Origin of the sequence: Kitasatospora sp. NPDC048298, from assembly GCF_043201465.1 — a bacterium.
Lineage (GTDB): Bacteria > Actinomycetota > Actinomycetes > Streptomycetales > Streptomycetaceae > Kitasatospora.
On sequence record NZ_JBICYZ010000053.1, the window covers coordinates 20,942 to 47,123 of the forward strand.

24 protein-coding genes are annotated in these 26,182 nt (G+C 74.0%); 7 read left to right on the forward strand and 17 right to left on the reverse strand.

The genetic code is table 11. The features are described 5' to 3' along the window. Positions 1–121 precede the first annotated feature (121 nt). Complete coding sequence (locus ACGF0D_RS31190) at positions 122–1,201, forward strand: phosphatase PAP2 family protein (protein ID WP_392921845.1); 1,080 nt, start codon at positions 122–124, stop codon at positions 1,199–1,201. Next, on the forward strand, positions 1,198–1,758 hold the full coding sequence (gene mug, locus ACGF0D_RS31195) for a G/U mismatch-specific DNA glycosylase (protein WP_392921848.1): 561 nt from the start codon (positions 1,198–1,200) through the stop codon (positions 1,756–1,758). Before ACGF0D_RS31190 ends, mug begins: the two co-directional genes overlap by 4 nt. Here mug and ACGF0D_RS31200 read toward each other — a convergent pair. After that, entirely contained in the window at positions 1,698–2,726 is a 1,029-nt protein-coding gene (locus ACGF0D_RS31200; RefSeq protein ID WP_392921850.1) for a LysR family transcriptional regulator, read from the reverse strand. The genes mug and ACGF0D_RS31200 overlap by 61 nt on opposite strands. A 148-nt stretch (positions 2,727–2,874) precedes the next feature. On the opposite strand from ACGF0D_RS31200, the gene ACGF0D_RS31205 reads away from it, so the two are divergent. Then, a complete protein-coding gene (locus ACGF0D_RS31205; protein ID WP_392921853.1) occupies positions 2,875–3,879 on the forward strand; it encodes an NADP-dependent oxidoreductase in 1,005 nt (334 codons plus the stop codon). A 40-nt stretch (positions 3,880–3,919) separates the two neighbouring features. On the opposite strand, the gene ACGF0D_RS31210 is transcribed toward ACGF0D_RS31205, so the two are convergent. Next, the gene (locus ACGF0D_RS31210; protein ID WP_392921856.1) at positions 3,920–4,909 is read right to left on the reverse strand and encodes a sigma-70 family RNA polymerase sigma factor; all 990 of its coding nucleotides are present in this window, start codon (positions 4,907–4,909) and stop codon (positions 3,920–3,922) included. Positions 4,910–4,983: 74 nt separating this feature from the next. Here ACGF0D_RS31210 and ACGF0D_RS31215 point away from each other — a divergent pair, with 74 nt between their 5' ends. Then, complete coding sequence (locus tag ACGF0D_RS31215; RefSeq protein WP_392921858.1) at positions 4,984–5,697, forward strand: NAD(P)H-dependent oxidoreductase; 714 nt, start codon at positions 4,984–4,986, stop codon at positions 5,695–5,697. Here the strand turns inward: ACGF0D_RS31215 and ACGF0D_RS31220 are convergent. The 13 genes from ACGF0D_RS31220 to ACGF0D_RS31280 all read right to left on the reverse strand — a co-directional run bounded on the left by ACGF0D_RS31220 (position 5,684) and on the right by ACGF0D_RS31280 (position 18,506). Continuing rightward, positions 5,684–6,640 (reverse strand): M48 family metalloprotease, encoded by a 957-nt coding sequence (locus ACGF0D_RS31220; protein ID WP_392867544.1) that lies wholly within the window; start codon positions 6,638–6,640, stop codon positions 5,684–5,686. The genes ACGF0D_RS31215 and ACGF0D_RS31220 overlap by 14 nt on opposite strands. 3 nt (positions 6,641–6,643) lie before the next feature. Continuing rightward, positions 6,644–7,069: a BlaI/MecI/CopY family transcriptional regulator gene (locus tag ACGF0D_RS31225; protein WP_392867547.1), complete on the reverse strand. Its 426-nt coding sequence runs from the start codon at positions 7,067–7,069 to the stop codon at positions 6,644–6,646. Between the two features lie 129 nt (positions 7,070–7,198). Next, a complete protein-coding gene (gene htpX / locus ACGF0D_RS31230; RefSeq protein WP_392867550.1) occupies positions 7,199–8,062 on the reverse strand; it encodes a zinc metalloprotease HtpX in 864 nt (287 codons plus the stop codon). Positions 8,063–8,259: 197 nt separating this feature from the next. Continuing rightward, positions 8,260–9,804, reverse strand: coding sequence for an NADH-quinone oxidoreductase subunit N (locus tag ACGF0D_RS31235; protein WP_392921861.1), 1,545 nt, complete (start codon positions 9,802–9,804; stop codon positions 8,260–8,262). Between the two features lie 56 nt (positions 9,805–9,860). Continuing rightward, positions 9,861–11,465, reverse strand: coding sequence for a NuoM family protein (locus tag ACGF0D_RS31240; protein WP_392921864.1), 1,605 nt, complete (start codon positions 11,463–11,465; stop codon positions 9,861–9,863). A gap of 53 nt (positions 11,466–11,518) precedes the next feature. Continuing rightward, a complete protein-coding gene (locus ACGF0D_RS31245) occupies positions 11,519–13,579 on the reverse strand; it encodes an NADH-quinone oxidoreductase subunit L (protein ID WP_392921866.1) in 2,061 nt (686 codons plus the stop codon). Continuing rightward, the gene (nuoK, locus tag ACGF0D_RS31250; protein WP_392867561.1) at positions 13,576–13,968 is read right to left on the reverse strand and encodes an NADH-quinone oxidoreductase subunit NuoK; all 393 of its coding nucleotides are present in this window, start codon (positions 13,966–13,968) and stop codon (positions 13,576–13,578) included. The genes ACGF0D_RS31245 and nuoK overlap by 4 nt, the downstream gene beginning before the upstream one ends. Next, complete coding sequence (locus ACGF0D_RS31255) at positions 13,968–14,711, reverse strand: NADH-quinone oxidoreductase subunit J (protein WP_392921869.1); 744 nt, start codon at positions 14,709–14,711, stop codon at positions 13,968–13,970. The genes nuoK and ACGF0D_RS31255 overlap by 1 nt, the downstream gene beginning before the upstream one ends. Beyond that, positions 14,708–15,280, reverse strand: coding sequence for a NuoI/complex I 23 kDa subunit family protein (locus ACGF0D_RS31260; RefSeq protein ID WP_392867566.1), 573 nt, complete (start codon positions 15,278–15,280; stop codon positions 14,708–14,710). The genes ACGF0D_RS31255 and ACGF0D_RS31260 overlap by 4 nt, the downstream gene beginning before the upstream one ends. 73 nt (positions 15,281–15,353) lie before the next feature. Then, complete coding sequence (nuoH, locus tag ACGF0D_RS31265; RefSeq protein WP_392867568.1) at positions 15,354–16,313, reverse strand: NADH-quinone oxidoreductase subunit NuoH; 960 nt, start codon at positions 16,311–16,313, stop codon at positions 15,354–15,356. Beyond that, positions 16,310–17,419, reverse strand: a complete 1,110-nt coding sequence (locus ACGF0D_RS31270) for an NADH-quinone oxidoreductase subunit C (RefSeq protein ID WP_392921872.1) — start codon at positions 17,417–17,419, stop codon at positions 16,310–16,312. Before ACGF0D_RS31270 ends, nuoH begins: the two co-directional genes overlap by 4 nt. Then, on the reverse strand, positions 17,416–18,099 hold the full coding sequence (locus ACGF0D_RS31275) for an NADH-quinone oxidoreductase subunit B (protein ID WP_392867573.1): 684 nt from the start codon (positions 18,097–18,099) through the stop codon (positions 17,416–17,418). The genes ACGF0D_RS31270 and ACGF0D_RS31275 overlap by 4 nt, the downstream gene beginning before the upstream one ends. Beyond that, the gene (locus ACGF0D_RS31280; RefSeq protein ID WP_392867575.1) at positions 18,090–18,506 is read right to left on the reverse strand and encodes an NADH-quinone oxidoreductase subunit A; all 417 of its coding nucleotides are present in this window, start codon (positions 18,504–18,506) and stop codon (positions 18,090–18,092) included. Before ACGF0D_RS31280 ends, ACGF0D_RS31275 begins: the two co-directional genes overlap by 10 nt. A gap of 339 nt (positions 18,507–18,845) precedes the next feature. On the opposite strand from ACGF0D_RS31280, the gene ACGF0D_RS31285 reads away from it, so the two are divergent. After that, complete coding sequence (locus ACGF0D_RS31285; protein WP_392868753.1) at positions 18,846–20,015, forward strand: sensor histidine kinase; 1,170 nt, start codon at positions 18,846–18,848, stop codon at positions 20,013–20,015. Between the two features lie 135 nt (positions 20,016–20,150). Here ACGF0D_RS31285 and ACGF0D_RS31290 read toward each other — a convergent pair whose 3' ends face one another. Beyond that, complete coding sequence (locus ACGF0D_RS31290; RefSeq protein WP_392867578.1) at positions 20,151–21,302, reverse strand: S1C family serine protease; 1,152 nt, start codon at positions 21,300–21,302, stop codon at positions 20,151–20,153. A gap of 176 nt (positions 21,303–21,478) precedes the next feature. Here ACGF0D_RS31290 and galE point away from each other — a divergent pair, with 176 nt between their 5' ends. Continuing rightward, entirely contained in the window at positions 21,479–22,465 is a 987-nt protein-coding gene (gene galE / locus ACGF0D_RS31295) for a UDP-glucose 4-epimerase GalE (RefSeq protein ID WP_392867581.1), read from the forward strand. A gap of 41 nt (positions 22,466–22,506) precedes the next feature. Here galE and ACGF0D_RS31300 read toward each other — a convergent pair whose 3' ends face one another. Further along, on the reverse strand, positions 22,507–24,879 hold the full coding sequence (locus tag ACGF0D_RS31300; RefSeq protein ID WP_392867583.1) for a PQQ-binding-like beta-propeller repeat protein: 2,373 nt from the start codon (positions 24,877–24,879) through the stop codon (positions 22,507–22,509). Between the two features lie 449 nt (positions 24,880–25,328). On the opposite strand from ACGF0D_RS31300, the gene ACGF0D_RS31305 reads away from it, so the two are divergent. Further along, positions 25,329–25,976, forward strand: coding sequence for a TetR family transcriptional regulator (locus tag ACGF0D_RS31305; protein WP_049651546.1), 648 nt, complete (start codon positions 25,329–25,331; stop codon positions 25,974–25,976). The last annotated feature ends 206 nt before the right edge of the window (positions 25,977–26,182 follow it).

Here is a 26,182-nt window from a genome sequence, read left to right on the forward strand (position 1 = left end):
ATCTGTCGAACCGACTGTCGGACCACCCGTCGAACCGGGTGTCGACCGGATCGGACGTTCTTACGAACCGGTCATATTTCACCCAGAGACCTCCAAGTTTGGGTTGCTAGTTTCGGTGCGCATGACCAAGACCCTCCCCCCGGCCCCGCACGACGTGCGGGCCGGGCAGCCGCGCCCGGTGCCTCCGCCCCGCCCACGCGTGACGGGCTGGTCGAGACTCCGGTGGCTCGCCTGGCCGCTCTACCTGACGTGCTTCCTCTGGTTCCTGCGCACCGAGGGCATCCCCGCGGCCAACGACGTGCTGTTCCTCTGGCTGATCGCCGCCCTGCTGACCGCCGCCGTGCACAGCGGGCACGGCCCCCGCGGCTTCCTCCTGGTCCTGCGCGACTGGGTCCCGGTCATGGCCGTGGTGTGGACGTACTCGCTGCTGCGCGGCTACGGCGCGCACACCCCGTGGGCCCCGCACTGGCTGCCGCAGCTGCGCTTCGACGAGGTGCTCGGCTTCGGCGAGACCTGGACCGTCCGGCTCCAGCACGCCCTCTACACCCCCGGCTCGCCGCACTGGTACGACTACGCCGCGGTGGCCGTCTACCTCTCGCACTTCTTCGTCGTCTTCCTGCTGCTCGCGGTGCTCTGGCGGCGCGCCCACCACCGCTTCCGGCAGTTGCTCGCCGCCTACCTGACGCTCACCTTCGCGGGCTTCGCCACCTACCTCCTCTACCCGGCCGACCCGCCGTGGCTGGTCTCCCAGGAGGGCAACCTGCCGCACCTGTCCCGGGTGGTCTGGGAGGTGATCTCGGTGAGCGGGCTGCCGCAGGCCGACTCGCTGCTGGAGAACGGCAGTCAGTTCGCCAACGACGTCGCGGCGATGCCCTCGCTGCACTCCGCCTACCCGGCGATGCTGCTGTTCTTCTTCTGGCCCACCGCCAAGCGCTGGCTGCGGGCGGTGCTGGTCGCCTACCCGCTCGCGATGACCTTCACCCTGGTCTACGGCGCGGAGCACTTCATCATCGACGTCCTCGTCGGCTGGGCCTACGCGGCCGCGGTGGTGTTCGGCCTGCGCCGGCTGCACAACCGCCGGGCGGCCACTGCGGCTTCGGCCCCGGCTGCGGTTTCGGATCCAACGTCGACTCCGGCTGCGGCTCCGGCTCGGGCCACGGCGGAGAGCACGGCCAAGGACAGGGCAGACTTGGCCGGGTGACCCCGAGCGCACCGACGAAGCCCACCGCCGAGCAGCTGCAGGCCGCCAAGGACAACACCATCCCGGACGTCTCCGGGCCCGGGCTGCGGGTGCTGTTCTGCGGCATCAACCCGGGCCTGTGGTCCGGCGCCACCGGGCACCACTTCGCCCGCCCGGGCAACCGCTTCTGGCCCGCCCTGCACCGCTCCGGCTTCACCGCGCGCCAGTACCGCCCGGACGAACAGCAGGAGTTGCTCGCACTCGGCCTGGGCATCACCAACGTCGCCCCGCGCACCACCGCCAAGGCGGACGAACTGACCGCCGAGGAGCTGCGCGAGGGCGGCGCCGCACTGTGCGAACGGGTGCTGCGGCTGCGCCCGCGCGTCCTCGCCGTGCTCGGCATCGGCGCCTACCGGACGGCCTTCGGGCAGCGCCGGGCCGTGCTCGGGCGGCAGCCGGAGGGCATCGGGGACACCGAGGTGTGGGTGCTGCCGAACCCCAGCGGCCTCAACGCCCACTACACCCTGGACGGGCTGGCCGAGGAGTTCCGCAGGCTCCGCGAGGCCGTCGACGGCTGAGCCCCGGACAGCCGGGCCGCGGCGGCCCGAGCCGCTGACGGCTGAGCCGTCGAGGCCCGACCGGTCGGGGGAAGGGCCGCCGACAGCCCTTCCGGCAAGGGCAGTTCGCGCAGCTCGCGAATCAGTGCCCGGACGGCGGCCGTCCCGGCGAGCTCGGGCGTGGTGACGTACCCGACGGAGCGGCTCGGCGGCCGCGGCCCGAGGTCGGTGACGGCGAGGGCGGCCGGAGCGCCCAGCAGGGCGGTCCGGGGCATGATCGCCATGCCGAGTCCCTGGGCGACCAGCGAGAGGGCCACCGTGTCGTCCTCCACGTCCACCGTCGCGGGCGGGATCCAGTCCTGCCACCGCCACCAGTCCCGGGTGTACGAACCGCAGTTCTCGTCCCAGTCGACCAGCGGGAGCTCGCGCGGCGCCGGGTGGCCCAGCGGGTGCGCGAGCGCGTACGACTCCTCGTACAGCGGCACCGCGACCAGACCGGGGACGGCCGGCGGGCCGCCCGGGTCGAGCGTGGCCAGCCCCAGGTCGGCGCGCCCGTCGGCGACCTCCCCGGCGGTGCCGCGGCCGATCTCCCGGACGATCCGGACACGGGTGCCGAGCCCGGGGTGCCGCTCGGCCAGCCGGGCCAGGACGGACGGCAGCAGATGGGCGGCGGCACTGCGGAAGGCGGCGATCCGCAGCGTGCCGGTCAGCGGCCCGGCCGCTCCCGCGCCGCGCACCTCGGGGCCCATCGCGTCCAGCAGCCGCAGGATCCGGCGGGCGTACGCCACCGCCCGCGCGCCGCCCTCGGTGGGACGCGCGCCGTGGCGCCCGCGGTCGAAGAGCACCGTGCCGAGCTTCCGCTCGCAGGCGCGCACGGTGTGCGAGACGGCGGACTGGGTGGTGCCCAGGCGTGCGGCGGCCGCCGTGAAGCTCCGCTCCTCCTCGACGGCGACCAGGGTCCGCAGCTCGTGCGGGGCGAGATCGGTCATGCGCCCGAACCTATCCCGACCGTCCGGCGATCCATCGATCCCGCTCATGGATGCCGCCGTTCCATCGGCAGCGGCCTCTGCCCGGCCGCTCCCGCGCTTTCTACGGTGATCACGTCCCGCCATCACCCGCCCCCTGGAGCAGCACCCGATGTCCCGTCCCACCGTCCACGCCGTCCACCTGGTGTCCCGCCCCGACGGCGCGCCCACCGCCGCGAACTTCGCCTTCGTCGACGAGACCGTCCCGGCCCTCGCAGCGGGCGAGGCCCTGGTCGAGAACCTCTACCAGTCCGTCGACCCGTACATGCGCGAGGAGATGGAGGAGGGCGGCTGGGAGCTGCACGCCCCGCTGGAGGGACGCACCCTCGGCCGGGTGGTGGAGTCCCGGGCCGACACCCTGCCGGTCGGGACGCTGGTCCAGCACCGCCAGGCGTGGCGCACCCACTCGGTGGTCACCGTGGAGCGGGCGAGCCCGCTGCCGGAGCTCGCCGGTGTCCCGCTCAGCGCCCACCTGTCGGTGCTCGGCGGCACCGGCCTGTCCGCCTGGGTGGCGCTGACCAGGATCGCCCGGCTCAGGGCCGGCGAGACGCTCTTCGTCTCGGCGGCCGCCGGCGGCGTCGGTACCGCCGCCGGACAGCTCGCCCGTCTGCTCGGCGCCGGCCGGATCGTCGGCAGCACCGGCTCCGCCGCCAAGGCCGCCCGGCTCGTCGAGCGGCTCGGCTTCGACGCCGCCTTCGACTACCACGACGGCCCGATCGCGGACCGCCTGCGCGAGGCCGCCCCCGAGGGGCTGCACGTCTACCTGGACAACGTCGGCGGCGACCACCTGGAGGCCGCCATCGGCGCCCTGCGCGAGCGCGGCCGGATCGCCTGGTGCGGCGCGGTCGCCCAGTACGACCGGCTCGGGGACCCGCCGGCCGCGCCGCGCAACCTCTTCGACGTGGTCGGGAAGAGCCTGCGACTGGAGGGCTTCCTGGTCCGTGACCACCTCGACGCCCGGCCGGAGCTCCACGACTTCCTGGTCCCGCACCTGCGCTCGGGAGCCGTCGTCCCGGACGAGACGGTCGTGGACGGCTTCGAGCGGGTGGTGGACGCCTTCCTCGGCATGCTGCGCGGCGCCAACACCGGCAAGATGCTGGTCCGGATCGCCGACTGACCCGGCTCCGGCCGGCCCGCCGTGCTCACCCCGGCGGCGCTCACCCGGGCAGGACGGCCAGTTCGAGCGCGGCGAGCCGGGCCGGGTCGGCCACCACCTCGTAGCCGGCCACCCGTCCGTCGGCGACCGCCAGCCGCAGCACCAGCCGCAGCCGCCCGCCCGGGGCGATCAGGATGCCGGGCACCCCGTCCACCAGTGCCACCGCGCCGTAGCGGGCCCGGCGGCCGAAGACCGTGGTCTCCCGGGCGACGGTCCCGGCGCCCCGCGCCACCAGGGCGCGGCCGGGTCCCAGCGCCGCCGGATCGGCCCGGCGCACCACATCCGGGGCCAGGACGGCCAGCAGGTCCGCCAGGTCCCCGCCCCGGGCGGCGGCCAGGAAGGCCTCCACCACCCGCCGGTGCCCGGCCAGCGGCTCCGGGGGCAGCGCGGCCGTCCCGCGGACCCGCTGCCGGGCCCGGCTGGCCAGCTTCTTGGCGGCGACCGGGGTCCGCCCGACGATCGGCGCGATCTGCTCGAAGGGCACCGCGAAGCCGTCGTGCAGCACGAAGGCGACCCGCTCGGCCGGGCCCAGCCGGTCCAGCACCACGAGCAGCGCCCGGCCCACCGACTCGACCAGCAGTGCCTCCCGCTCCGGCTCCGGGCCGTCACCGACCATGTCCGGCAGCGCCTCGCCGGTCGGTTCCTCCCGGCGCGCGGCGCGGGCCCGCAGCAGGTCCAGGCAGATCCGGGAGACCACCGTCGTCAGCCAGCCGGGCAGGTTGCCGATCTCCGCCGGATCGGCGCGGACCAGCCGCAGCCAGGCCTCCTGCACGGCGTCCTCGGCCTCGCCGGTCGAGCCGAGCATCCGCTGGGCGATCGCCCGCAGCCGCCCGCGCTCGGCCTCGAAGCGCTCGGCGAAGCGTCCGGCCTCGGAGTTCCCATCCTCGAAGCGTCCGGCCACGACGCTCCCGTCCACGACGCTCCCGTCCTCGCCGCGCTCCGCCGCCGCCCGCCCTGCCGTCGCGGCCTCCGACCTCGCGTTCCGGTCCATCGGTCACCTTTCCTCGACGCGGCTCGTCACCGCTATGACGATCCGTCCCCCACCGAGGTGACCAGGAGACCCCCATGACCGCCGCCACGCTGCTCCACCTGGACTCCAGCATCAGCCCGTCCGGCTCGGTGAGCCGCGCCCTGACCGCCCGCTTCGCCGACGCCTGGCGCGCCCGGCACGGCGCCGCCGTCCGGCACCGGCACCACGACCTGGCCGCCGATCCGGTGCCCCCGGTGGGCGCCGCCTTCGACGCCCTCGGCCGCCGCGTCGAGCGCAAGGGCATCCTCCCGCTGGACGACATCGGCCGCCTCGCCGAGGGTCCGGACGAGGTACGCGAGTGGGGGCGAAGCCGCCCGCTGATCGAGGAACTGCGGGCCGCCGACACCCTGCTGGTCGGCAGCCCGATGTACAACTACACCGTCTCGACCGGCCTGAAGGCGTGGATCGACCGGGTCACCTTCCCCGGCGTCCACCACGACCCGGAAACCGGCGAGCCGCTGCTGCGCGAGACCCGCGTGGTGGTCGTCGCGGTCCGCGGCGGCGGCTACGGGCCGGGCACGCCGCGCGCCCACTGCGACTTCCAGGTCCCGTACCTGCGGGCGTACTTCGACCGGATCGGGATCGCACCGGAGAACCTCCACGTGGTCACCGCCGAGCTCACCAGGGCCGCGGACATCCCGGCGCTGAACGCCCTCCGGCCGCTCGCCGCCGAGTCGCTGGCGGCCGCCGAGGCCGCCCTCGACGAGTTGGCCGCGACGCTCCGGCCCCGGCGGACTACAGCGGGGTGACGGCCTTGAGCACCACCAGCAGGGCGATGGCGGCGTTGAGCGCGCACAGCGCCGACGCCGCCGTACCGATCGCCGCGACCATCGCCGCCAGGCCCGCCGGGGTCTTGGCCGGCGGCCAGTTGCGGGAGGTCGGCACCGGGCCGAGCAGGGCGGCGACCCGCCGCGGCACCGGACCGGCCGTGCCGGCCGGGGTGGCGAAGGCCGCGAAGCCGGGCGCCGGGGCGGCGTGCGAGACCAGGGCCGCCCGGGCCACCGCCCGCGCGGTGATCCGGCGGTCCCCCACGGCCTGCGCCGAGTCCTCGTCCGCCCACCGCTCCGCGCTGTACGCCACCGCGTCCTGCAGGGGCCGCAGGAACGGGTTGACGCAGGCGGCGAGCTGGGTGGCCAGCAGGTACCGGTGGTGCCGGTGGCGCAGGTGCGCCCGCTCGTGCGCGAGCAGCGCCTCGCGTTCGTCGGCGGCCAGGCCGTCCAGCATCCCGGTGGAGACCACCACCCGGCCCGGCGAGCCGGGCAGCGCGTAGGCGTACGGGCTGCGGTCCGGCAGCACCGCGAGGTCACCGGACCCGCCCGGCCCGGCGGGCAGCCCGCTCAGCGCCCGCCGGGCCCGGGTCCGCACCCGCAGGTGGCGGACGACCGTCCGGGCGCAGGCGAAGCCCACCAGGGCCAGCAGCCACATCGCGGCCGTGCCGACCGTCTCGTGGTACGGCAGCGCGGCCCGCACCTCCGGGTCGGACCAGCTGTCCGGCAGCGGGTTGCCGGGGATCTGCGCGGTGCCCACCACGCCGATCAGGCCGAGGCAGAGCACGCTGCACACCGCCATCACGGCGCTGATCACGGTCATCAACCGGGCCGCGCCGCGCGGATGCAGGTGCTGCTCGGTCAGACGCGCGATCGGGACCGCGGTGAGCGGCAGGACGAGCGGGAGGAAGACGAAGAGGCCCACGGGTCAGCTCTCACGGTCGGGCGCTGCCGGATCGGCGGACGCGGCGTCCAGCAGCGCCCGGAGCAGTTCCTCGTCGTGCGGCAGCAGCGCGCTGACGAAACTGGCCAGGACGGCGTCCCGGTCCGCCTCCCCGTCGAGCATCCGGCGCATCCGCAGCGCGGCCAGCCCGGCGGCGTCCGAGGAGGCCTGCCACAGGTAGGAGCGGCCGGAGCGGGTCCGGGTCACGGCGTTCTTGGCGTGCAACCGGGACAGGATGGTCATCACCGTGGTGTACGCCAGGTCGCCGTCCAGGCGTTCCTGGACCCACCCCGCGGCCGCCGGGCCGGGCGCCTGCTGGAGCACCGCGAGCACCTGCGCCTCCAGCTCGCCCTGGCCGCGTCGCCGGGCCGGCGCGTCCCCGGTCGTCGGGGCGTGCCTCTGGTCTGCCATGACGGCCCACTCCCTCCGGATGCCGCGCCCGGACCGACGGGCGCGGGTTCATCCTAACGAGCACGGGACCGCGCCGACCCGGTCGGAGGCGAGGGTTCGGGGGCGTACGGCGCCCGAGGCGCCCGGGCCCTACCGACCGTGGCCCGCCATCCGCTCCAGGCGGGCGATGCGCTCGGCCATCGGCGGGTGGGTGGAGAAGAGCTTCGCGCCGGCCTCGCCGGGGCGGAAGGGGCTGGCGATCATCATGTGGCTCGCGGTCTGGAGCTGCGGCTCGGGCGGGAGCGGCAGCTGCCGGGTGCCGGCGTCGAGCTTCCGCAGGGCGCTCGCGAGGGCGAGCGGGTCGCCGGTGATCCGGGCGCCGTCGGCGTCGGCCTGGTACTCGCGGGAGCGGCTGACCGCCAGCTGGATCAGCCCGGCCGCGAGCGGGCCGAGGATCATGATGGCGAGCATCCCGAACAGCCCCGGGCCGTCGTCGTCCTCGCTGCGCCCGAACGGGATCAGCCAGGCGAAGTTCACCAGGAACATCACCACCGAGGCGAGCGCCCCGGCCACCGAGGAGATCAGGATGTCCCGGTTGTAGACGTGGCTGAGCTCGTGCCCGAGCACGCCCCGCAGTTCGCGTTCGTCCAGGATCCGCAGGATGCCCTCGGTGCAGCAGACCGCCGCGTTGCGCGGGTTGCGGCCGGTGGCGAAGGCGTTCGGGGCCGGGGTCGGGGAGATGTAGAGGCGGGGCATCGGCTGGCGGGCCGAGGTGGAGAGTTCACGGACGATCCGGTACAGCCCGGGTGCCTCGAACTCGCTGACCGGCCGGGCGCGCATGGCCCGCAGCGCGAGCTTGTCGCTGTTCCAGTAGGCGTAGGCGTTGGTCCCGAGGGCGACCAGGAGGGCGATCACGAAGCCGGTCCGGCCGAAGAGGCTGCCGATCACCAGGATCAGCGCCGAGAGGCCTCCGAGCAGGACGGCGGTCCTCAGTCCGTTGTGCCTGCTGTGCACGTCAGGCCCTCCAATGGTGCGGTGGGGAAGCCCTTTCTGCCTCGTCCCTCTTGCCCGGTCAACGGGTGGGGCCGGGGACCTTGTTCCCTTGTGACCGACGCGACACCGCCGGGCCGCGCCCCCGACACCGCCGGACCGCACCCCCGACGGCGCCCCGGGACCGCCCCGCGGCACCGCGGCCCGGTCCCGGCCGGGGCTCAGAACAGCGAGCCGCCCGCCACCTGGAGGACCAGCTGCGGCGCCACCGAGAGGACCACGGCCGCCGAGGCGGTCAGCCCCACGGTCGCGGTGAGGCTCACCGGCAGGCGGTGCCCGGCGGCGGCCTCCCCGAGGGGCGCGTCACCCGCCGGGGCGAACAGCCGGGCCGTCCACAGCAGGTAGTAGTACAGGGCGACGACCACGTTGACGGCCATCACCACGGCCAGCCAGCCCAGCCCGGCGTCGACCGCCGCGCGGAACACCACGACCTTGCCGAACAGGCCGACCACGCCCGGCGGCAGCCCGGCCAGGCAGAGCAGGAAGAAGGCGAGCGCCAGCGCCGTCCAGCGGTTGCGGGAGAACAGGCCGCGGAAGTCGTCCACGCTGGTCCCGGCGCGGCGGCCGACGGCGGCGACCACCCCGAAGGCGCCGAGGTTCACCACGCCGTAGATCAGCGCGTACGCGGCGGTGGCGCCGAGCGGATCGACGCCGGTGGGCGCGTAGCCGGCAGCGGCGAGCGGCACCAGCAGGTACCCGGCCTGGCCGACCGAGGACCAGGCGAGCAGCCGCACCGCGCTGTACCGGGTGTCGAAGCGCTGCCGCAGTGCGCCGACGTTGCCGACGGTCATGGTGACGGCGGCCAGCACGGCGAGCACCAGGCCCCAGGTGTGGGCGTACGGGCGGAACGCGACGGTGGTGGCGAGGGCGAGCCCGGACAGGCCGGCCGCCTTGCCGACCACCGAGAGGTAGCCGGCCACCGGCAGCGGGGCGCCGGTGTAGGTGTCGGGCACCCAGAAGTGGAACGGGACGGCGGCGACCTTGAAGGCGAAGCCGACCAGGGTCAGCACCGCGCCCGCCTCGGCCAGCGGCTTGAGCTGCCCGGGGGCGTGCTCCAGGCCCTGGGCGACGGCACCGAGGTGCAGGCTGCCGCTCGCCGCGTAGACGAAGCCGACGCCGAGCAGCATCACGGCGGTCGCGGTCACCGAGGAGACGAAGAACTTGAGGGCGGCCTCCGCGCCCCGGCCGTCCCGGCGCAGCGCCACCAGGGCGAAGGCGGGCAGCGAGGCGACCTCCAGGGCGATCACCATGGTGGCGAGGTCCCGGGAGGCGGGCAGCAGGGCGGCGCCGGTGGCGCTGGAGAGCAGCAGGAACCAGTACTCGCCGCGCGGCAGCTTCTCGGTCTCCACCGTGTGTGCCGACAGCAGCGCCGCGATCAGCGCGCCGCCGAGGGCGAGCAGCTGGAACACCAGGGCGAAGTGGTCGGCGACGTACGAGCAACCGCCGTTGTCAGACCCCCCTGCTACGTTCTGCACACAGAAGGTCGCTCGGGGTGATCCACCGGTGAGGGGAAGGAGCGCGATGAGGGCGAGGGCGAGTCCGGCCGCGGTGAGGCGGCCGAGCCACCGCTTGTGCCGCTCCGGCAGGAACAGGTCCGTGAGCAGCACGGCGAGGGCGGCCACGGCGGCGATCAGCGGGGGCGCGATCGCCACCCAGTCCACGGACTGGATCAGGCTGCCCGGGTTGGCTACGGCGAGGGAGGTCACAGTGTGCTGCCCCGTGGAGTGAGGTCCGAGTGCGGCGGTCTGGGCTGCGAGCACGGTCAGCCACCCCCGAGGAGGTGCTTGACGGCGGGATCGGAGAGGCCGAGCAGCAGCGCGGGCCAGAGGCCGGCGAGCAGGGTGAGCGCGGCCAGCGGCGTCCAGCTGACGGCCTCGTACGGGCGCAGGTCGGCGAGCTCGGCCACCGGTGCGGGCTGCTCGGGGTCCCCCATGCAGACGCGCTTGACCACGATCAGGAGGTACGCGGCGGTGAGGAGGGTGCCGAGGCCGGCCAGGACCATGTAGGTGACGAACGCGGGGCGCGACAGGCCGTCGGCCGGGTCGAACGCGCCGAACATGGCGAGCAGCTCGCCCCAGAAGCCGGCCAGGCCGGGCAGGCCGAGGCTGGCGACGGCGGCGAAGGCGAGCAGCACGCCGAGCCGCGGGGCCCGGCCGTACAGGGCGGCGCCGGTGGCGCCGGCGAGGGTGTCGAGGTCGGCGGTGCCGTAGCGGTCCTTGAGCGCGCCGACGACGAAGAACAGCAGACCGGTGATCAGACCGTGGGCGATGTTGGCGAACAGCGCGCCGTTGACGCCCACCGGGGTGAGGGAGGCGATACCGAGCAGCACGAAGCCCATGTGGCCGACGGAGGAGTACGCGATCAGGCGCTTGAGGTCGCCCTTGGCGCCGGAATCAGAGGGCGCGGAGCGCTTCGAAAGAAGGGTGGTGGTGGGCGACGGGAGGGCAAGCGCCAGGCAGGCCAGTGAGCCGTAGACGATGCCGACGGCCGCGAAGGCGCCCAGGTAGGGGGCCAGCGTGGCGGCGCCGTCCGGCACGACCGGGAGGAGGACGCGGACCAGGCCGTAGGTGCCCATCTTCAGCAGCACGCCGGCGAGCAGCACCGAGCCCACCGTCGGAGCGGCGGTGTGCGCGTCGGGCAGCCAGCTGTGCAGCGGCCAGGCCGGGGCCTTGACCGCGAGCCCGACCAGGATGGCCAGCGCGGCGATCACCTGGGTGGTGTGGCTCAGGCCGCTGCCGTGCGCGGCGGCCAGGGCCTGCATGTCGAAGGTGCCCGCCTTGCTGCCGATGAGCAGGAAGCCGAGCAGCATCACGGCCGAGCCGAGCAGCGTGTAGAGGATGAAGCGGTTGGCGGCCGGCACCTTCGCCCCGCTCCCCCAGCGGGCGATCAGGAAGTACATCGGGATCAGCACGATCTCGAAGGCCACGAAGAAGAGCAGAAGGTCCAGCACCGCGAAGGTGGCGAGCATGCCGACTTCGAGCAGCAGGAACAGCCCGACGAAGGCCTGCGCCGACGGGACGCCCTCCCCGTTCGGCAGCCTCTTCTCCGAGTACAGCGCGCAGAGGAAGGTGAGCAGCGCGGTCAGCACGACCAGCGGCAGCGAGACGCCGTCCACCCCGAGGTGGAGGCGCACGTGCAGGGCCGGGATCCAGGACACGTCGGTGGTGGCCTGCATCCGGGCGGGTTCGTCGTGGTCGAAGCCGGCCGCGAGGACGACGGTGAGCAGGAACACCGCGCCGGTGACGACGGTGTTCAGCCGCAGTGCCCGCCGGTCGGCCACGGCCCGGTCCGGCCCGAACACCGGCGCCAGGGTGAGTGCGGCACCGAGCAGCGGCAGCACCAGGAGGGCGATGAGGACTGCGTTCATCGGGGGCTCCCAGCAGCGGTCGAGGGGACGGAGGTGGAGGACAGCAGCACCGGCTACACCGCCACCAGGACGGTCAGCAGAACGACGGCGGCCAGCAGGGCGCTGAGGTACGTCTGGGCGTTGCCGGTCTGCGCGAGCCGGACGGCCCGGCCGAGCAGGTTGGCGCCCACCGCGCTGCCGCGCACGTAGGTCTCGACGACCTCGCGGTCGAGGAAGCGGACCAGCTTGGCGGCGGCGCCCACCGGGCGGACGAACAGCGCGTGGTACAGCCGGTCGACGCCGAAGCCGTGCCGGGCCGGGCCGAACAGCGGGCCGAGCAGGGTGCGCCCGGGGTCGGCGACGATCACCTCGGCGGCCGGGGCGGCGCCCTGCTCGGGTACCCGGCCGGTGACGGCCGGGGCCGGGCGGCCGGTGCCCAGTCGGGCGGTCGCCGAACGCCAGGCGCCGTACGCGGCGAGCGCGCCGACGACGGCGAGCCCGGTCCCGGTGACGGCGGTGACGGCGGAGGGCCGCAGCGAGCCGCCGTCCAGCAGCGCGGGCAGCCAGTCCGAGCGCAGGCCGGCGATGCCGAAGCCCATGGTCGGCACGGCCAGCACCCACAGCGGCCAGCGCATCGCAGGCGGCTCGGCGGCGGCCGGGTCGGCCTCGTCGAGCTCGGGCGAGTACGGCGCGTCGGCCTCGTGCTCGGCCGCGACGGTGCCCCGGTCGGCGGCGGACAGCACCCGCGGGGCGGCCGCGACGGCCCCGGCCGGGCTGTGGAACGCGACCAGGAAGAGCCTGGCCGCGTACGCGGCGGTGAGCAGCGCGGTGAGCCCGGCGGAGATCAGCACGATCCACCCGGCGGCCTGCGGCACCGCCGAGGCCGGGCCGAGTCCGTTGGTCAGCGCTTCGCCCTTGGCGGCGTGCTCGGCGGCGGTCAGCACCGCCTCCTTGCTGAAGAAGCCGGAGAACGGTGGCAGCCCGACCAGGGCGACCAGCGCGATGCCCATCGTCCAGTAGGCGTCCGGCACCCGCTTGCGCAGCCCCGGGATGCGGGACATCGCGGAGATCGAGTTGGTGTGCGCGGCGTGGATCACCACACCGGCGGCCAGGAAGAGCAGCGCCTTGAACGCGCCGTGGCTGACCAGGTGGAAGACCGAGGCCTCGCGGTCCCCGCTGGCCAGCGCGCCGGCCATGTAGCCGAGCTGGCCGACGGTGGAGTAGGCGAGCACCCGCTTGAGGTCGTCCTGGGCGAGCGCGCAGAGCGCCGAGCCGATCATCGTCACGGCGGCCATCACCGCGAGCACGACCAGCGCCGCGCCCGACAGCAGGAACACCGGCAGCAGCCGGGCGACCAGGTAGATGCCGGCCGCGACCATGGTGGCGGCGTGGATCAGCGCGGAGACCGGGGTCGGGCCGGCCATCGCGTCCGGGAGCCAGGTGTGCAGCGGGAACTGCGCGCTCTTGCCGGCCACGCCGGCGAGCAGCAGCAGAGCGGTCAGCGTGGGGTGCCCGAGCCGGCCCTCCGTCGCGGCCGCCAGCACGTCCGGGACGCGGAAGCTGCCGGCGTCCGCGCCGAGCAGGAAGATCCCGAACAGGAACGGCACGTCACCGAGCTTGGTGACCAGGAAGGCCTTCAGCGAGGCCGAGCGGGCGTCCGCGGTCTCCCAGTGGTGGCCGATCAGGAAGTACGAGCACAGGCCCATGACCTCCCAGCCGACCAGCAGCACGATCAGGTCGCCCGAGTAGACCACCAAGAACATCGCCGCGGTGAACAGCGAGACCAGCGCCGCGTACGAGGGGTAGCGCGGGTCCTTCTTGAGGTACGCGGTCGAGTAGACCTGGACGCAGGTGGCGACCAGGCCGACCAGCACCGAGATCAGCGAGCTGAAGCCGTCCAGGTGGAGCGCGAGCGCGATGTCCGGGCCGCCGGTCGGGGTGAGCCGGGTGGCAGCGTCCAGTGTCTGGCCGGTGCCGAGCTGGAGGGCGACCACCAGGGCGAGCACCGCGGAGACGGCGACCGGGACGATCGCCAGCGGCCGGGCCAGTCCGGGCGCCTTCTTGCCGACGGCCAGGGTCGCGGCGGCGCCGAGCGCGGGCAGCGCCGGGACGAGTACGGGCAGGGCGAGGTTCATGCGGCGGCCTGGCCCTTCAGTGCCTCGGCTCCGACCGGCGCCTCGGCGTCGACCGGCGTCTCCTCGACGGCGAGCGCCTCGGCCGGGTCGCCGAGCGCGGTGGCCCGGTCGATGTCCGCGGTGCCCCGGGCCCGGAACAGCAGCAGGACGATGGCGAGCCCCAGCCCGATCTCGGCGGCGGCGACGGTGATGGTGAACAGGGTGAGCGCCTGCCCGGCGTGCAGCGAGTCCCGCAGCCAGGCGTCGAAGGCGACCAGGTTGAGGTTGACGGCGTTGAGCATCAGCTCGACGGACATCAGCACCAGGACGGCGTTGCGCCGGGCGAGCACGCCGTACACGCCGACGCTGAACAGCAGCGCGGCGAGGACGGCGGGGTAGGCGAGGTGCATCAGCCCTCCTGCTCAGAGGTCGACGGCTCGGCGGTCGGCTGCTCGGCGGTCGGCTGCTCGGCGGTCACCGGCTCGGTGGCCGCCGGAACCGGCTTCGGCGCCGTCGCGGCGACCGTCCCGTTGGACCCGACCGGCCGCCCGGCGCGCAGCTTGCCCGCCCGGGGCGCCGGCACCCGCCGCTTGGCGCCGCGGGACAGCACGATCGCGCCGACCAGCGCCGCCAGCAGCAGCACGGACAGCGCCTCGAAGGGCAGCACCCAGTGCCGGAACAGGCTGGCCCCGGTGACGGCGGCCGAGCCGCCGCCCTGGCCGAGGTCGATCCAGGAGGTCCGGAAGGCGTCGACCACCAGCGTGACCAGTGTCCCGGCCGAGGCCAGTGCCACGACCAGCGCCACCCAGCGGTTCTTGGAGTCGGCGTCCGGTGAGCGCCCGATCGGCGCCTTGGTGAGCATCAGCCCGAACAGCACCAGGACGACCACCGAGCCGAGGTAGATCAGCACCTGCACCCAGGCGATGAACTCGGCCGTGAGCAGCAGGAACTCCACCGCCAGCCCGCCGAGCGCGACCACCAGCCAGAGCGCGGCGTGCACCAGCTGCCTGGTGGTCACCGAGACCACGGCCGAGCCGAGCACGGCGATGCCGACCAGCAGGAAGACGATCTCCTGGCCGGTCGGGGACAGGAACGAACGGGCGGCCGGCTCCAGGGAGCCGGTCGCCGCGAGAAGCGTGGTGGCACCGATCACGCGTCGTCACCCTTCTCCTCGGTAGCCGCTGCCGCGGCAGCGGCAGCGGCAGCGGCCGCCAGCTTGTCCGCCGCCTTGCGCGCGGTGGCGATCTCCTTGGGCTCCTCGGCCGCCGGGTCCAGCGCCGGCGGCGCGGGGACGGTCCACATCCACTCGCGGAGCTTCTCCCGCTCGTGGGTCAGCTCGTGGATGTCGGTCTCCGCGTACTCGAACTCCGGCGACCAGAACAGCGCGTCGAACGGGCAGACCTCGATGCAGATCCCGCAGTACATGCAGAGCGAGAAGTCGATGGCGAACCGGTCCAGCACGTTGCGGGTGCGGGCCCGGGCGTTCGGCTCGGCGGCCGGCAGCGTCTCCTTGTGGGAGTCGATGTAGATGCACCAGTCCGGGCACTCGCGCGCGCAGAGCATGCAGACCGTGCAGTTCTCCTCCAGCAGCGCGATGACGCCGCGCGAACGCGGCGGCAGCACCGGCTGCACGTCGGGGTACTGCGCGGTGACGCTCTTCCTCGTCATCGTCCGCAGCGTCACGGCCAGGCCCTTCGCGAGCCCGACACCGGGAAAACTCATGCGCCCACCTCGCTACGCTCGGCAGGGGCATTCGCCCATACGCACCTTACGATGATTCGCTCGCTTCGCTCGCTCATGAGATCGCCACCTTGATGATGCCGGTGAGGGCCAGCTGGACCAGCGCGAGCGGGATCAGCACCGTCCACGCGAAGCGCATCAGCTGGTCCTCGCGCAGACGCGGGTAGGTGACCCGCAACCAGATGACCACGAAGGCCAGCGCGAAGGTCTTGAGGATCATCCAGAGCCAGCCGAGCTGGTCCGGCAGCGGTCCGTGCCAGCCGCCCAGGAAGAGCACCGCGGTCAGCGCGGACACCACCAGGATGCCCACGTACTCGGACAGCAGGAACAGGGCGAACCGCAGGCCGGTGTACTCGGTGTACGCGCCGAAGATGATCTCCGAGTCGGCGATCGGCATGTCGAACGGCGGCCGCTGGAGTTCGGCCAGACCGGCCGTGAAGAAGACGAACGCGCCGATGATCTGCCAGGGCAGCCAGTACCACTCCCAGGCGTCCACGATCCCGGGCAGCGACAGCGTGCCGGCGGCCATCGCCACCGAGGCCGCCGCCAGCACCATCGGCAGCTCGTACGACATCAGCTGGGCGGCCGTGCGCAGCGCGCCGAGCAGCGAGAACTTGTTCGCCGAGGCCCAGCCGGCCATCAGCTTGCCGATCACGCCGACGCCCATCACGGCCAGCACGAAGAACAGGCCGGCGTCGACCGCCTGGCCGACGAAGCCGTTCGGGCCGACCGGGATCGCCAGCAGCACGAAGAGGTACGGCAGCAGCGAGACGGCGGGCGCCAGCTGGAAGATCCGGCGGTCCGCCCCGGCCGGGACGATGTCCTCCTTCTGCGCGAACTTCACGCCGTCCGCGACGAGCTGCGCCCAGCCGTGGAAGCCGCCCGCGTACATCGGGCCGAGCCGGCCCTGCATGTGCGCCATGACCTTGTGCTCGGTCTGGCCGATCACCAGCGGGAAGACCAGGAAGACGACGAGGGTGGCGACGCAGCGCAGCACCGTGTCGAGCAGGTTCACGCGCCGTCTCCGTCCTGGTCGGCCGCTCCGGCCGAGGTCTCGTCCTGCTGCCCGGCCTGCTCGCCCGACGGCTTCTCCTCGGACGGCTTCCCGTCCGAAGGCTTCTCGTCGTGGGCGGGCACCGGGTTGTGCCAGGGCGCGTCCGCGGACCGGGGCGCGTCGGAGGGCCGGGGCCGTACCGGAGCCTCGGGCTCGGCGGTCGGCTCGGCGGTCGGCTCGGCGGCCGGCTGGTCGGTCCCCTGGCCCGCCGCCTGGCTGGCCGATCCCTCGGACACCGACCTGGTCCGCCGCGGCCGGTCCGCCCGCACCGGCGGGGCGCCCTCGGCCGGAACCGCCGCGGGGGCCTCGGCGGCCGCCTGGCTCGCCGACCCCTCCGACACCGACCTGGTCCGCCGCGGCCGGTCCGCCCGCACCGGAGCACCGCCCTCGGCGGCGGCACCGGCGGCACCGGCAGCAGCGGCACCCGCGGCCGCCCGGGGCGTCCGCGCCGCCGCACCCGCCGCCCGCGCACCGCGCGCGGGCCGCTCGGCGACCGGCGGCAGGGTGCCCTTGAGCGGCCCCCACTCGTTCGGGTCCGGCACACCGGCCGGCTGCATCTTGCGCCGGGCCGGCCCGCCGCCGTGGTCGGACTCGCCCGGCTCCTTGGCGCCCGGCCAGTCCTTGGCGACCCGGGCCGCGAGCACGAACTCCTTGCGCAGCGGGTGCCCCTCGAAGCCGTCCGGCAGCAGCAGGGTGACCAGGTGGGGGTGCCCGGGGAAGTCGATGCCGAACATCTCGTGGGTCTCGCGCTCGTGCCAGGCGGCACCCGCGTACACCCCGACGGCGGTCGGCAGCGCCGCCCCGTCGCGCGGCAGCCGGGTGCGCAGCGCGAGGTGCCGCACGCCCGGAGCCTCGACGGCGGCCAGGTGCGCGACCACGCAGAAGCCGTCGGCGAGCTCGTCGACGGCGCTCAGCCAGTCGAAGAAGCCCAGGCCCAGGACGTCGCGGGCGTTGGTGAGCGCCTCGATCCAGTGCTCGGCCGGGACGTCGACGGTGGTCAGCCCGTACGCCTCGGCGCCGGTCGCCCACTCCCCGACCGACGCCGCGTACTGCTCGGCGGAAGTCACGAGGCCCCTCCCTCGGTCGAAGGGCCGGCGCCCGCGGTCGGAGTACCGGCCCCGGAACCGGCCTGCGGCCCGGCCACCAGCGGGCGGCGCAGCGCCGCCGCGGGCGTGGTGTAGCGGTCCGGCAGGGACTCGGCGGCGATCTTCTCCTGGAGCTTGAGGATGCCCTGGAGCAGCGCCTCCGGCCGCGGCGGGCAGCCGGGCACGTAGACGTCCACCGGGATGATCTGGTCCACGCCCTTGGTGACCGAGTACGAGTCCCAGTAGGGGCCGCCGGAGTTGGAGCAGGCGCCGAAGGAGATGACGTACTTCGGCTCGGGCATCTGCTCGTAGAGGCGCTTGACGGCGGGCGCCATCTTGTCGGTGACAGTCCCGGAGACGATCATCAGATCAGCCTGACGGGGGCCGGGTGCGAACGGGATGACACCCATCCGGATGAAGTCGTGCTTGGCCATGGACGCGGCGATGAACTCGATCGCGCAGCAGGCCAGCCCGAAGTTGAAGCACCAGAGGCTGTAGCGGCGCCCCCAGTTGAGCACCACCTTGACCGGGTCCGGCGCGAGCCGGGCCAGCGGGCCTATGCCGCGGCGCTCGACGGCGCCGGGGCGCGCCGGGTCCGGCAGCCCGAGCGGGACGGGACCGCCCTGCGCGCCGCCGTGGGAGTGGGAGTGCGTCACGTCCATTCCAGAACACCCTTCTTCCAGGCGTACAGCAGCCCGACCGCGAGGAAGCCGATGAACAGGAACATCTCGATCAGCGTTCCGGCGCCGTACCCGGCGGAGGCGAAGACAGTCGCCCAGGGGAACAGGTAGATCGCGTCCACCGCGAAGATCACGTACAGGAAGGCGTACACGTAGTAGCGGATCTGGGTGTGCGCCCAGTCCTCGCCCACCGGGTCCACCCCGCACTCGTAGGCGAGGAGCTTCTCGGGTGAGTACACCACGGGTCGCAGCAGCCGGTTGGCGGTGAACGCCACGGCGACGAAGAGCACCCCGACGACGGCCAGCAGGCCCATCGCGGCGTACGCGTCGAAGTAGCCGCTGCCGACCGCCGGGTCGGCCGCGACGGCAGCCGCGTGCTTCCCCTCCATGCCTTCGCCTCCACCTCGGCCGTGAATCCGCCCTCAGGACAGTTCTACGACGTTTGCTCTCACGGACCCAACCATGGCCAAAGCGTGAGTCTAAGGGGACCGCCGCGCTCCGCCCGAACCCTGCCCGCTTGGCAAGACGACCGCTGGACACCCCGGCGGACCTCCGGCACCCCCGCCCGGGGTGGGGTTAACCCCCGGCCGGGAAGATGTATCACCCCCATGGCCTCCGCCGCCCGGCGTTCGGGAAGCTTGGTCCACCCGCACGACGAAGAGGGACGGTAGATCCGGATGAAGCCGCTGCACCGCGCCGTGGACGCCATCAAGGAGCAGGACGCTCGGATGGAGCGCCCGCCGCTGTACGGCACGAGGATGTGGCACCAGGTCGGCCGGCTGCTGCTCAACCTGCCGCTCGGCATCTTCGGCTTCGTGCTGGCGGTGACCACCCTGTCGGTCGGCCTGGGGCTGTCGATCACCGTGATCGGCCTGCCGCTGCTGGCCGGCGGCCTGGCCGTCTCCCGCTCCCTGGGCGCGTTGGGCCGGCAGCGGGCCCGGGTGGCGTACGGCTCCGGGATCGACGAGCCGGAGCCGGTGAAGCCGCGCCGCCCGGGGATGGTCGGCTACACCATCGCCCAGCTCACCGACCTGCTGAACTGGCGCTCGGCGCTCTACAACGTGCTGATGCTGCCGTGGGGCGTGCTCAGCTTCGCGCTGACCCTGGTCTCGGTGATCGCGCTCTGGCCGGTGCTGCCCTGGGTGGTCCGCGGGCTGGCGGCGGTCGACCGCATCCTGATCGAGTCGCTGCTCTTCCCGGGCGCCCTGGCCGAGCGGGTGCGCGAGCTGGAGGACGACCGCGGCACCGTGGTCGACACCGCCGCCGCCGACCTGCGCCGGATCGAGCGCGACCTTCACGACGGCGCCCAGGCCCGGCTGGTCGCGCTGGCGATGGACCTCGGCATGGCCAAGGAGCGGCTGCGCGAGGTGGAGAGCGAGGACGACATGGCGGCCGCCACCAGGATGGTCGACAACGCCCACGGCGAGGTGAAGCTGGCCCTCCAGGAGCTGCGCGACCTGGCCCGCGGCATCCACCCGGCGGTGCTCACCGACCGCGGCCTGGACGCCGCGCTGTCCTCGGTCGCCGCCCGCTGCACCGTCCCCGGCGGGGTCCGGGTGAACGTCGACCTGACCGGCGCGGACGGGCAGCCCGAGCGCCCGGACTCGGCGGTCGAGGGCATCGCCTACTTCACCGTCAGCGAGCTGCTGACCAACGTCTCCAAGCACGCCGGCGCCCGCTCCGCCTCGGTCGAGGTCTGGCGCTCGGACGACCAGCTGATGGTGCTGGTCCAGGACGACGGCAAGGGCGGCGCGGCCCCCTACCCGGGCAGCGGACTGGCAGGACTGGCCGAGCGGATCCGCGCGGTGGACGGGGTCTTCCTGGTGGAGAGCCCGGAGGGCGGGCCGACCACCGCCACCGTCGAGCTCCCCTGGCGCACCCGCACCGCCCGCCGCTGACCGCCCCTCCCCCGGAACACGGCAAGGCGCCGGGACCCCGTCGTGGCAGAGACGGGGTCCCGGCGCCGGTCCGGTACGGCACCCGGCCCGCTGAACCCTTGCGCGGCGTGCGGCCCGGCGTCCCCGCACCGGGGCTCAGGGCGAGGTCTGGGCGGGTGCCAGTTCGCCGAGGGTGACGTCGGCGGTCCTGGTCTCGCCGTTCCGGATGTACGTGACGGTGGTCTTGCTGCCCGGGCTGAGCGCGGCGAGCGCGGTGGTGAGCGCGTTCAGCGAGTCCACCTGGGTGTCGCCGATCTTGGTGATGACGTCCCCGACCTGGAGCCCCGCCGAGGCGGCCGCGCCGCCCGGGGTGACCGCCACGATGACCGCGCCGGTGGGCTGGAACTGCTGGTTGAAGCTGGTCCGGGCGGTGATGCCGAGCGCGGCCCGGCCGGAGTTGGTGACCTTGCCCTGCTTGATCAGCTGGTCGGCGATGTTGGTGATGGTGCTCGCCGGGATGGCGAAGCCGATGCCGGGGGCGGCCGCGCCGTTGGTCTGCGGCTCGGTCGCGGCGAGCGTGTTGATCCCGATCACCTTGCTGTCCAGGTCGGCCAGCGCGCCGCCGCTGTTGCCCGGGTTGATCGCCGCCGAGGTCTGCACCATGTTGCTGATCGTGGAGCCTGGCGACCCCGGCCCCTGCGGCTCGGAGACGGTCCGCCCGATGGCCGAGACGATGCCCTGGGTGACGCTGCTGGACAGGCCCAGCGGGCTGCCCATGGCGAGGGTGATCTGGCCGATCTGGACCTTGCTCGAATCGCCGAAGCTGGCCGGTTTGAGACCGCTCGGCGGGTTCTTCAGCCGGATCACCGCGAGGTCGGAGTCGGGGTAGCTGGCGACCAGGCCGGCGTCCAGCGCCGTGGTGCTGTTGGCGAGGGTCACCGTGAAGCCGGTCGCGGTGCCGACCACGTGGGCGTTGGTGACGATGTCGCCCTTGTCGTCGTAGACGATCCCGGACCCGAGGCTGTCGCCGGTGGTGATCTGCACCACGGAGGGCAGCACGTTGGCGATCACCGCCTGGTAGGCCTCCTGCAACTGGATCCCGCCGTTCGTCGAGGCGGTCTGCGGGGAGCCGGTGGCCGGGGGCGAGGCGGTGGCCGGGGGCGAGGCGGTGGCGGCGAGGGTGGACGAGGAGGACGAGCCGCTGCTGCACCCGGCCGGCGCCAGCACGGCCACCAGCGCCACCGCGACGACCCCCGGCAGCCGCCGGCCCCGCGCCCACGGCCCGATCGACCGCGGTCCGGCGGGCACGGGGCTGGCGTGTTCCTTGTGACGGCGCACCTGGCTGCCTCCGATTCGTCACCGCGCCGAGCGGGCGCAGTCATGAACGCACGGAAATCCTTGTCAGCTTTTCACCGTTTTGTCCGCTTTGTTGCCCCGACTCGCCCGAACGTGGCGATCGAATCCGAGCGCCTAGGATTCGGGCCATGACTTGGTTGATCACCGGCGGTGCCGGATACATCGGCGGACACGTCGTCCGACAGCTGCTCGACGCCGGGGAGCGCGTCGCGGTCCTGGACGACCTCAGCACCGGCGACGCCTCCCGGCTCCCGGCCGGCGTCCCCCTGATCGAGGGCTCCACCCTGGACCGCGCCGCCCTGGACGCCGCGATCCGCGAGCACGGCGTCGAGGGCATCCTGCACTTCGCCGCCAAGAAGCAGGTCGGCGAGTCCGTCGAGCAGCCGTTCCTGTACTACCGCGAGAACATGATCGGCCTCCAGACCGTCCTGGAGGCCGCCGCCGAGGGCGGGGTGAAGCGTTTCCTCTTCTCCTCCTCCGCCGCGGTCTACGGCATGCCGGACGTCGACCTGGTCACCGAGTCCACGCCCTGCGCCCCGATGAGCCCGTACGGCGAGACCAAGCTGGCCGGCGAGTGGCTGGTCGCCGCGGCCGGCAAGGCCCACGGCATGTCCACCGTGGCCCTGCGCTACTTCAACGTGGCCGGCGCCGCCTCCCCCGAGCTCTCCGACGCCGGGGTGTTCAACCTGATCCCGATGGTCTTCGAGCGGCTCACCGCCGGCGAGGCCCCGCGGATCTTCGGCGACGACTACCGGACCCCGGACGGCACCTGCGTCCGCGACTTCATCCACGTCTCCGACATCGCCTCGGCGCACGTGGCGGCCGCCAAGCGGATGGCCGCCGACCCGGCCGGCGCGACCTCCCTGGTGCTGAACATCGGCCGCGGCGAGGGCGTCAGCGTCAAGGAGATGCTGGCGGTGATCGGCAAGGTCACCGGCTACGACACCGCCGCCGAGGTGACCCCGCGCCGCCCCGGCGACCCGGCCCGGGTGGTGGCCTCCGCCGACCTGATCCACCGCGAGCTGGGCTGGACCGCCCGTCACGACGTGACGGAGATGGTCTCCTCCGCGTGGGACGGCTGGTGCAGCCGCCACCCCGGGGCCCGCAAGGCCTGATCCGGCCCGACCCGGCCGACCGGCGGTGTCCGCCCCGCGCTTCAGCGGGCGGGCACCGCCGTGCCGTAGAAGGCGTCCAGCGCGTACACGCAGCGGTCCTTGGAGCCGACGAAGACCCGGCCGCCGACCGCCACCGGCGAGCCGGTGAGCTCGCCCTTGGTGCCGAGCTCCCAGCGCAGCTGACCGCTCGCCAGGTCCAGGGTGTGCAGCGAGTGGTCCCGGCTGCCCAGGTGGACCAGGCCGTCGGCCACCGCCGGGGAGCCGACGATCTCGCCGCGGGCGGTGTAGCGCCAGCGCTCACGGCCGGTGGCCGCCTCGAAGGCGTACAGCACCTCGCCGTTGCCGACCAGCACCATGCCGTCCGAGACCACCACCGGGTCGGCGCCCTGGCGGCGGCCGGTGACCCCGCGCCAGCGGTCCAGGCCGGTGGCCGCGTCCAGCGCGTAGACCGTGCCCAGGTAGTCGGCCACGTAGACCGCGTCGGCGTCCAGGGCGGGCGGGGTGAACAGCACCACCGGGGCCTCGAAGCGCCAGCGCTCGGCCCCGCTGGCCGCGTCCAGCGCGTACACCCGGGTGCCGGCCGACACGTACAGCACGCCGCCGCGCTCGACCGGGTGCGAGGGCACGTCCTCGCCGACCTGGAAGGACCAGCGCAGGCCCGCGCCCCGCGGGTCGACGCAGCGCAGCCGACCGCCGCCGTAGTAGTAGGCGGCGCCGCCCACCAGGACCGGTCCCGACTGGGGGTTCTCGTAGTCCTGCTGGGCGTCGTCGGCGCGCCACAGCTCGGCGCCGTTGGCGGCCGAGCGGAGCTGGACGCCGCCGCCCCTGATCCCGCAGCAGAGCACGCCCTCGGCGGCGGAGAGCGAGTACACCCAGCCGTCCAGCGAGGTGCGCCAGCGCTCGGTGCCGTCCGCGGCGTCCACCGTGTACAGGTGCGGGCCGTCCGCGGCGTGCACCCGGCCGGCGTCCACCGCGAGCGCCCAGGCGACGTCCCGGGTCTTGTAGCGGCGCTCGCCGGAGGCGATGTCCAGCGCGTGCACCTCGAAGCTGGAGACGAAGAGCGTGCCGTCGGCGACCACCGGGGTGCCCCAGACGTCGTTGGACATCCGGAACCGCCAGGGACGCCAGCGGGCGACCGGCGGGGGCGGCGGGGTGGGGGCCCGGCGGACCCAGTCCGTCGTGGCCGGGGCGGTGTTCGGGCCCGGCTGCTCGTACTCGGCCCGGGGCCCCGGGCCTATCCGCACCGAGGCGCCGGACAGCTGCACCTCGACGGAGCCGCCGGTCGGCGCCCGGTGCCGGTTCGGGTAGGCGACCTTCGCGGTCGGGATCTCGGCCTCGGAGGCCTGGCCCGGCCGCGGCGGGCTGTGCACCGGCCCGGCCGGCGGCTGCGCGTGCCGCCCGCCCGGGTTGGTGCGCGGGTCGGCCGGTGCCGGGTGCTGCGGCGGGACGTGCGGGGGCGGCACCTGCGGGTGCGGGGGCGGCTGGGGCGGCGCGGCCGGCGGGCGCGGCGGCGGGGCGGCCGGGCGGCGGCCCCGCTTGCGCTCGATCAGCTCCAGCGCGTCGACCGGCAGCCAGTCCCCGGCCTCGCCGGAGGCGTCGTCCCGGGAGAAGAGGTGCGGGGCCAGCTCGGTCTGGATCTGCGCCGGCGTGGGCCGGCGCTCGGGGGCCTGCTGCATGCACGCGCGGACCAGGTCCATCAGCTCGGGCGGCATGCCGGTCAGGTCCGGCTCCTCGCGCAGCAGCTGGAACACCGTCTCGACCGGGTTGGTGCCCCTGAAGGGCGGGTGCCCGGTGGCGCAGAAGACCATCAGCGAGCCCAGCGAGAAGACGTCGCTGGCGCCCCGGACGGTCCGGCTGTCCCTGGCCTGCTCGGGGGACATGTAGGCGGGCGTGCCGACCGCGACGTTGGTCATGGTGAGCCGGGTGCTGGACACGCCGGCGGCGATGCCGAAGTCGATCACCTTCGGGCCGTCCTCGACCACCAGGACGTTGGAGGGCTTGAGGTCGCGGTGGATCAGCCCGGCCGCGTGGATGGACTGGAGGGCCTCCGCGATGCCGGCGACCAGCCAGCGGGTGGCCTCCACCGGCAGCGGGCCGCACTCCTCGACCAGGTCCTCCAGCGAGGGGGCCGGGATGTACGCGGTGGCCAGCCAGGGCACCCGGGCGTCCGCGTCGGCGTCCACCACGGCCGCGGTGTAGAAGCCGCCGACCGTCTTGGCCGCCTCGATCTCACGGGCGAAGCGGACCCGGAACAGCTCGTCCTCGGCCAGCTCACCCCGCACGGTCTTGATGGCGACCCGCCGCCCCGACGCGGAACGCGCCAGGTAGACCAGCCCCATCCCACCCGCGCCGAGCCGCCCCAGCACCTCGAAGGGCCCGATCCGCCTCGGATCGTGCGCCGTCAGCTGGTCCACTCCGCTGCCACCTCCCCGTTGTCCGCACCCGCCGCGTGGTGCCGGACCCGATTCTCCAATGCCGCCCCACGCATATCCAACCTCCCCCACCCGCCGGAACGCGCCGTTCGGGCCCGGACGGCGCCCCGGACGGGCCCCTGACCAGCGAGGACGGAACGGCCGGATCCTGACGCCCGCTCCGGGGCGGCTTGCGCGCGGAGCCGCGGACCGTCCACTTCCGGACGACACCGCGATCCTCGGCCATCGTCACGCTCTGTCACCCGACCACCCCTCAGCGGACTCGCCGTCACGCTGTGAGGTCAAAAGCACACGGGGGGGCTTCAAGAGGGGCTTCGAGGCCCGGTGAATATCCGTCCGAAGCGGTTCATGACGCTATAACCGACCCCCCGTGCGGAGTAATAGTCGCATCACCGAATCGCGCCAAGATCTTGCCACGGTAAGCTGACGGCATGACAGGACAAGTTCGCACCGTCGACGGTCGCGTCGCCGGGCGACGCGGACAGGAGACGCGGCAGAAGCTGCTCGATTGCCTCCGCGAGATGCTCAGCACGTCGCCCTATCGGGACGTCAAGGTCATCGACGTCGCCCGTATGGCGGGTACCTCCCCCGCGACCTTCTACCAGTACTTCCCGGATGTCGAGGGCGCTGTCCTCGAAATCGCCGAGGAAATGGCCAAGGACGCCGACCAGCTCAAAGAGCTCGTGGCCGGAAAGTCCTGGGCAGGGAAGTCCGGACCGACCACTTCGGAAGAACTGGTCGACGGATTCCTCGCCTTCTGGCGCAAGAACGACGCCATTCTCCGAGTGGTCACGCTCGGTGCCGCCGAAGGGGACAAGCGGTTCTTCAAGATCCGCATGACGGTCCTCAACGCGGTCGCCAAGCCACTCGCCGAGGCCGTCAGGGAACTCCAGGCGAAGGGCCAGGCCGACAAGTCGCTCGACCCGAACGCCGTGGCCGGGGCCCTGGTCTCGCTGCTCGCCTCGGCGGCCGAGCACCAGAAGGCCTTCACCTCCTGGGGCGTCAAGGTCAAGGATCTCAAGCCCAACCTCGCTCCCCTGGTGTACCTGGGCGTCACCGGCAAGAAGGCGCCCAAGTAGGACCGTCCTCCGATCCACCATCCGCTCCGCGCGCAGCCCCGGCCTCCTGTCCGGGGTACGGCGGACGACGGCCGTGTCCTCGGGGGAGGTCCGCCGACGTACCGCACGCGCGCCAGACATGCCGGTGGGCGGGCACCCTCGACAGGGTGCCCGCCCACGGCGTGTTCGGGTCCGGACGGCGCCGCGGCGCCTCCGGGCGGCCTCAC

Excerpts from the sequence above, each read along its gene's own strand:
- ACGF0D_RS31285 (WP_392868753.1), top strand. The coding sequence starts at position 18,846 with ATGGAGCGCCCGCCGCTGTACGGCACGAGGATGTGGCACCAGGTCGGC.
- ACGF0D_RS31225 (WP_392867547.1), bottom strand. The coding sequence starts at position 7,069 with ATGGCAGACCAGAGGCACGCCCCGACGACCGGGGACGCGCCGGCCCGG.
- nuoK (WP_392867561.1), bottom strand. The coding sequence starts at position 13,968 with ATGCACCTCGCCTACCCCGCCGTCCTCGCCGCGCTGCTGTTCAGCGTC.
- ACGF0D_RS31260 (WP_392867566.1), bottom strand. The coding sequence starts at position 15,280 with ATGAGTTTTCCCGGTGTCGGGCTCGCGAAGGGCCTGGCCGTGACGCTG.
- ACGF0D_RS31280 (WP_392867575.1), bottom strand. The coding sequence starts at position 18,506 with ATGGAGGGGAAGCACGCGGCTGCCGTCGCGGCCGACCCGGCGGTCGGC.
- ACGF0D_RS31215 (WP_392921858.1), top strand. The coding sequence starts at position 4,984 with ATGACCGCCGCCACGCTGCTCCACCTGGACTCCAGCATCAGCCCGTCC.
- ACGF0D_RS31205 (WP_392921853.1), top strand. The coding sequence starts at position 2,875 with ATGTCCCGTCCCACCGTCCACGCCGTCCACCTGGTGTCCCGCCCCGAC.
- ACGF0D_RS31200 (WP_392921850.1), bottom strand. The coding sequence starts at position 2,726 with ATGACCGATCTCGCCCCGCACGAGCTGCGGACCCTGGTCGCCGTCGAG.
- ACGF0D_RS31240 (WP_392921864.1), bottom strand. The coding sequence starts at position 11,465 with ATGAACGCAGTCCTCATCGCCCTCCTGGTGCTGCCGCTGCTCGGTGCC.
- ACGF0D_RS31275 (WP_392867573.1), bottom strand. The coding sequence starts at position 18,099 with ATGGACGTGACGCACTCCCACTCCCACGGCGGCGCGCAGGGCGGTCCC.
- ACGF0D_RS31245 (WP_392921866.1), bottom strand. The coding sequence starts at position 13,579 with ATGAACCTCGCCCTGCCCGTACTCGTCCCGGCGCTGCCCGCGCTCGGC.
- galE (WP_392867581.1), top strand. The coding sequence starts at position 21,479 with ATGACTTGGTTGATCACCGGCGGTGCCGGATACATCGGCGGACACGTC.
- ACGF0D_RS31210 (WP_392921856.1), bottom strand. The coding sequence starts at position 4,909 with ATGGACCGGAACGCGAGGTCGGAGGCCGCGACGGCAGGGCGGGCGGCG.
- ACGF0D_RS31190 (WP_392921845.1), top strand. The coding sequence starts at position 122 with ATGACCAAGACCCTCCCCCCGGCCCCGCACGACGTGCGGGCCGGGCAG.
- ACGF0D_RS31305 (WP_049651546.1), top strand. The coding sequence starts at position 25,329 with ATGACAGGACAAGTTCGCACCGTCGACGGTCGCGTCGCCGGGCGACGC.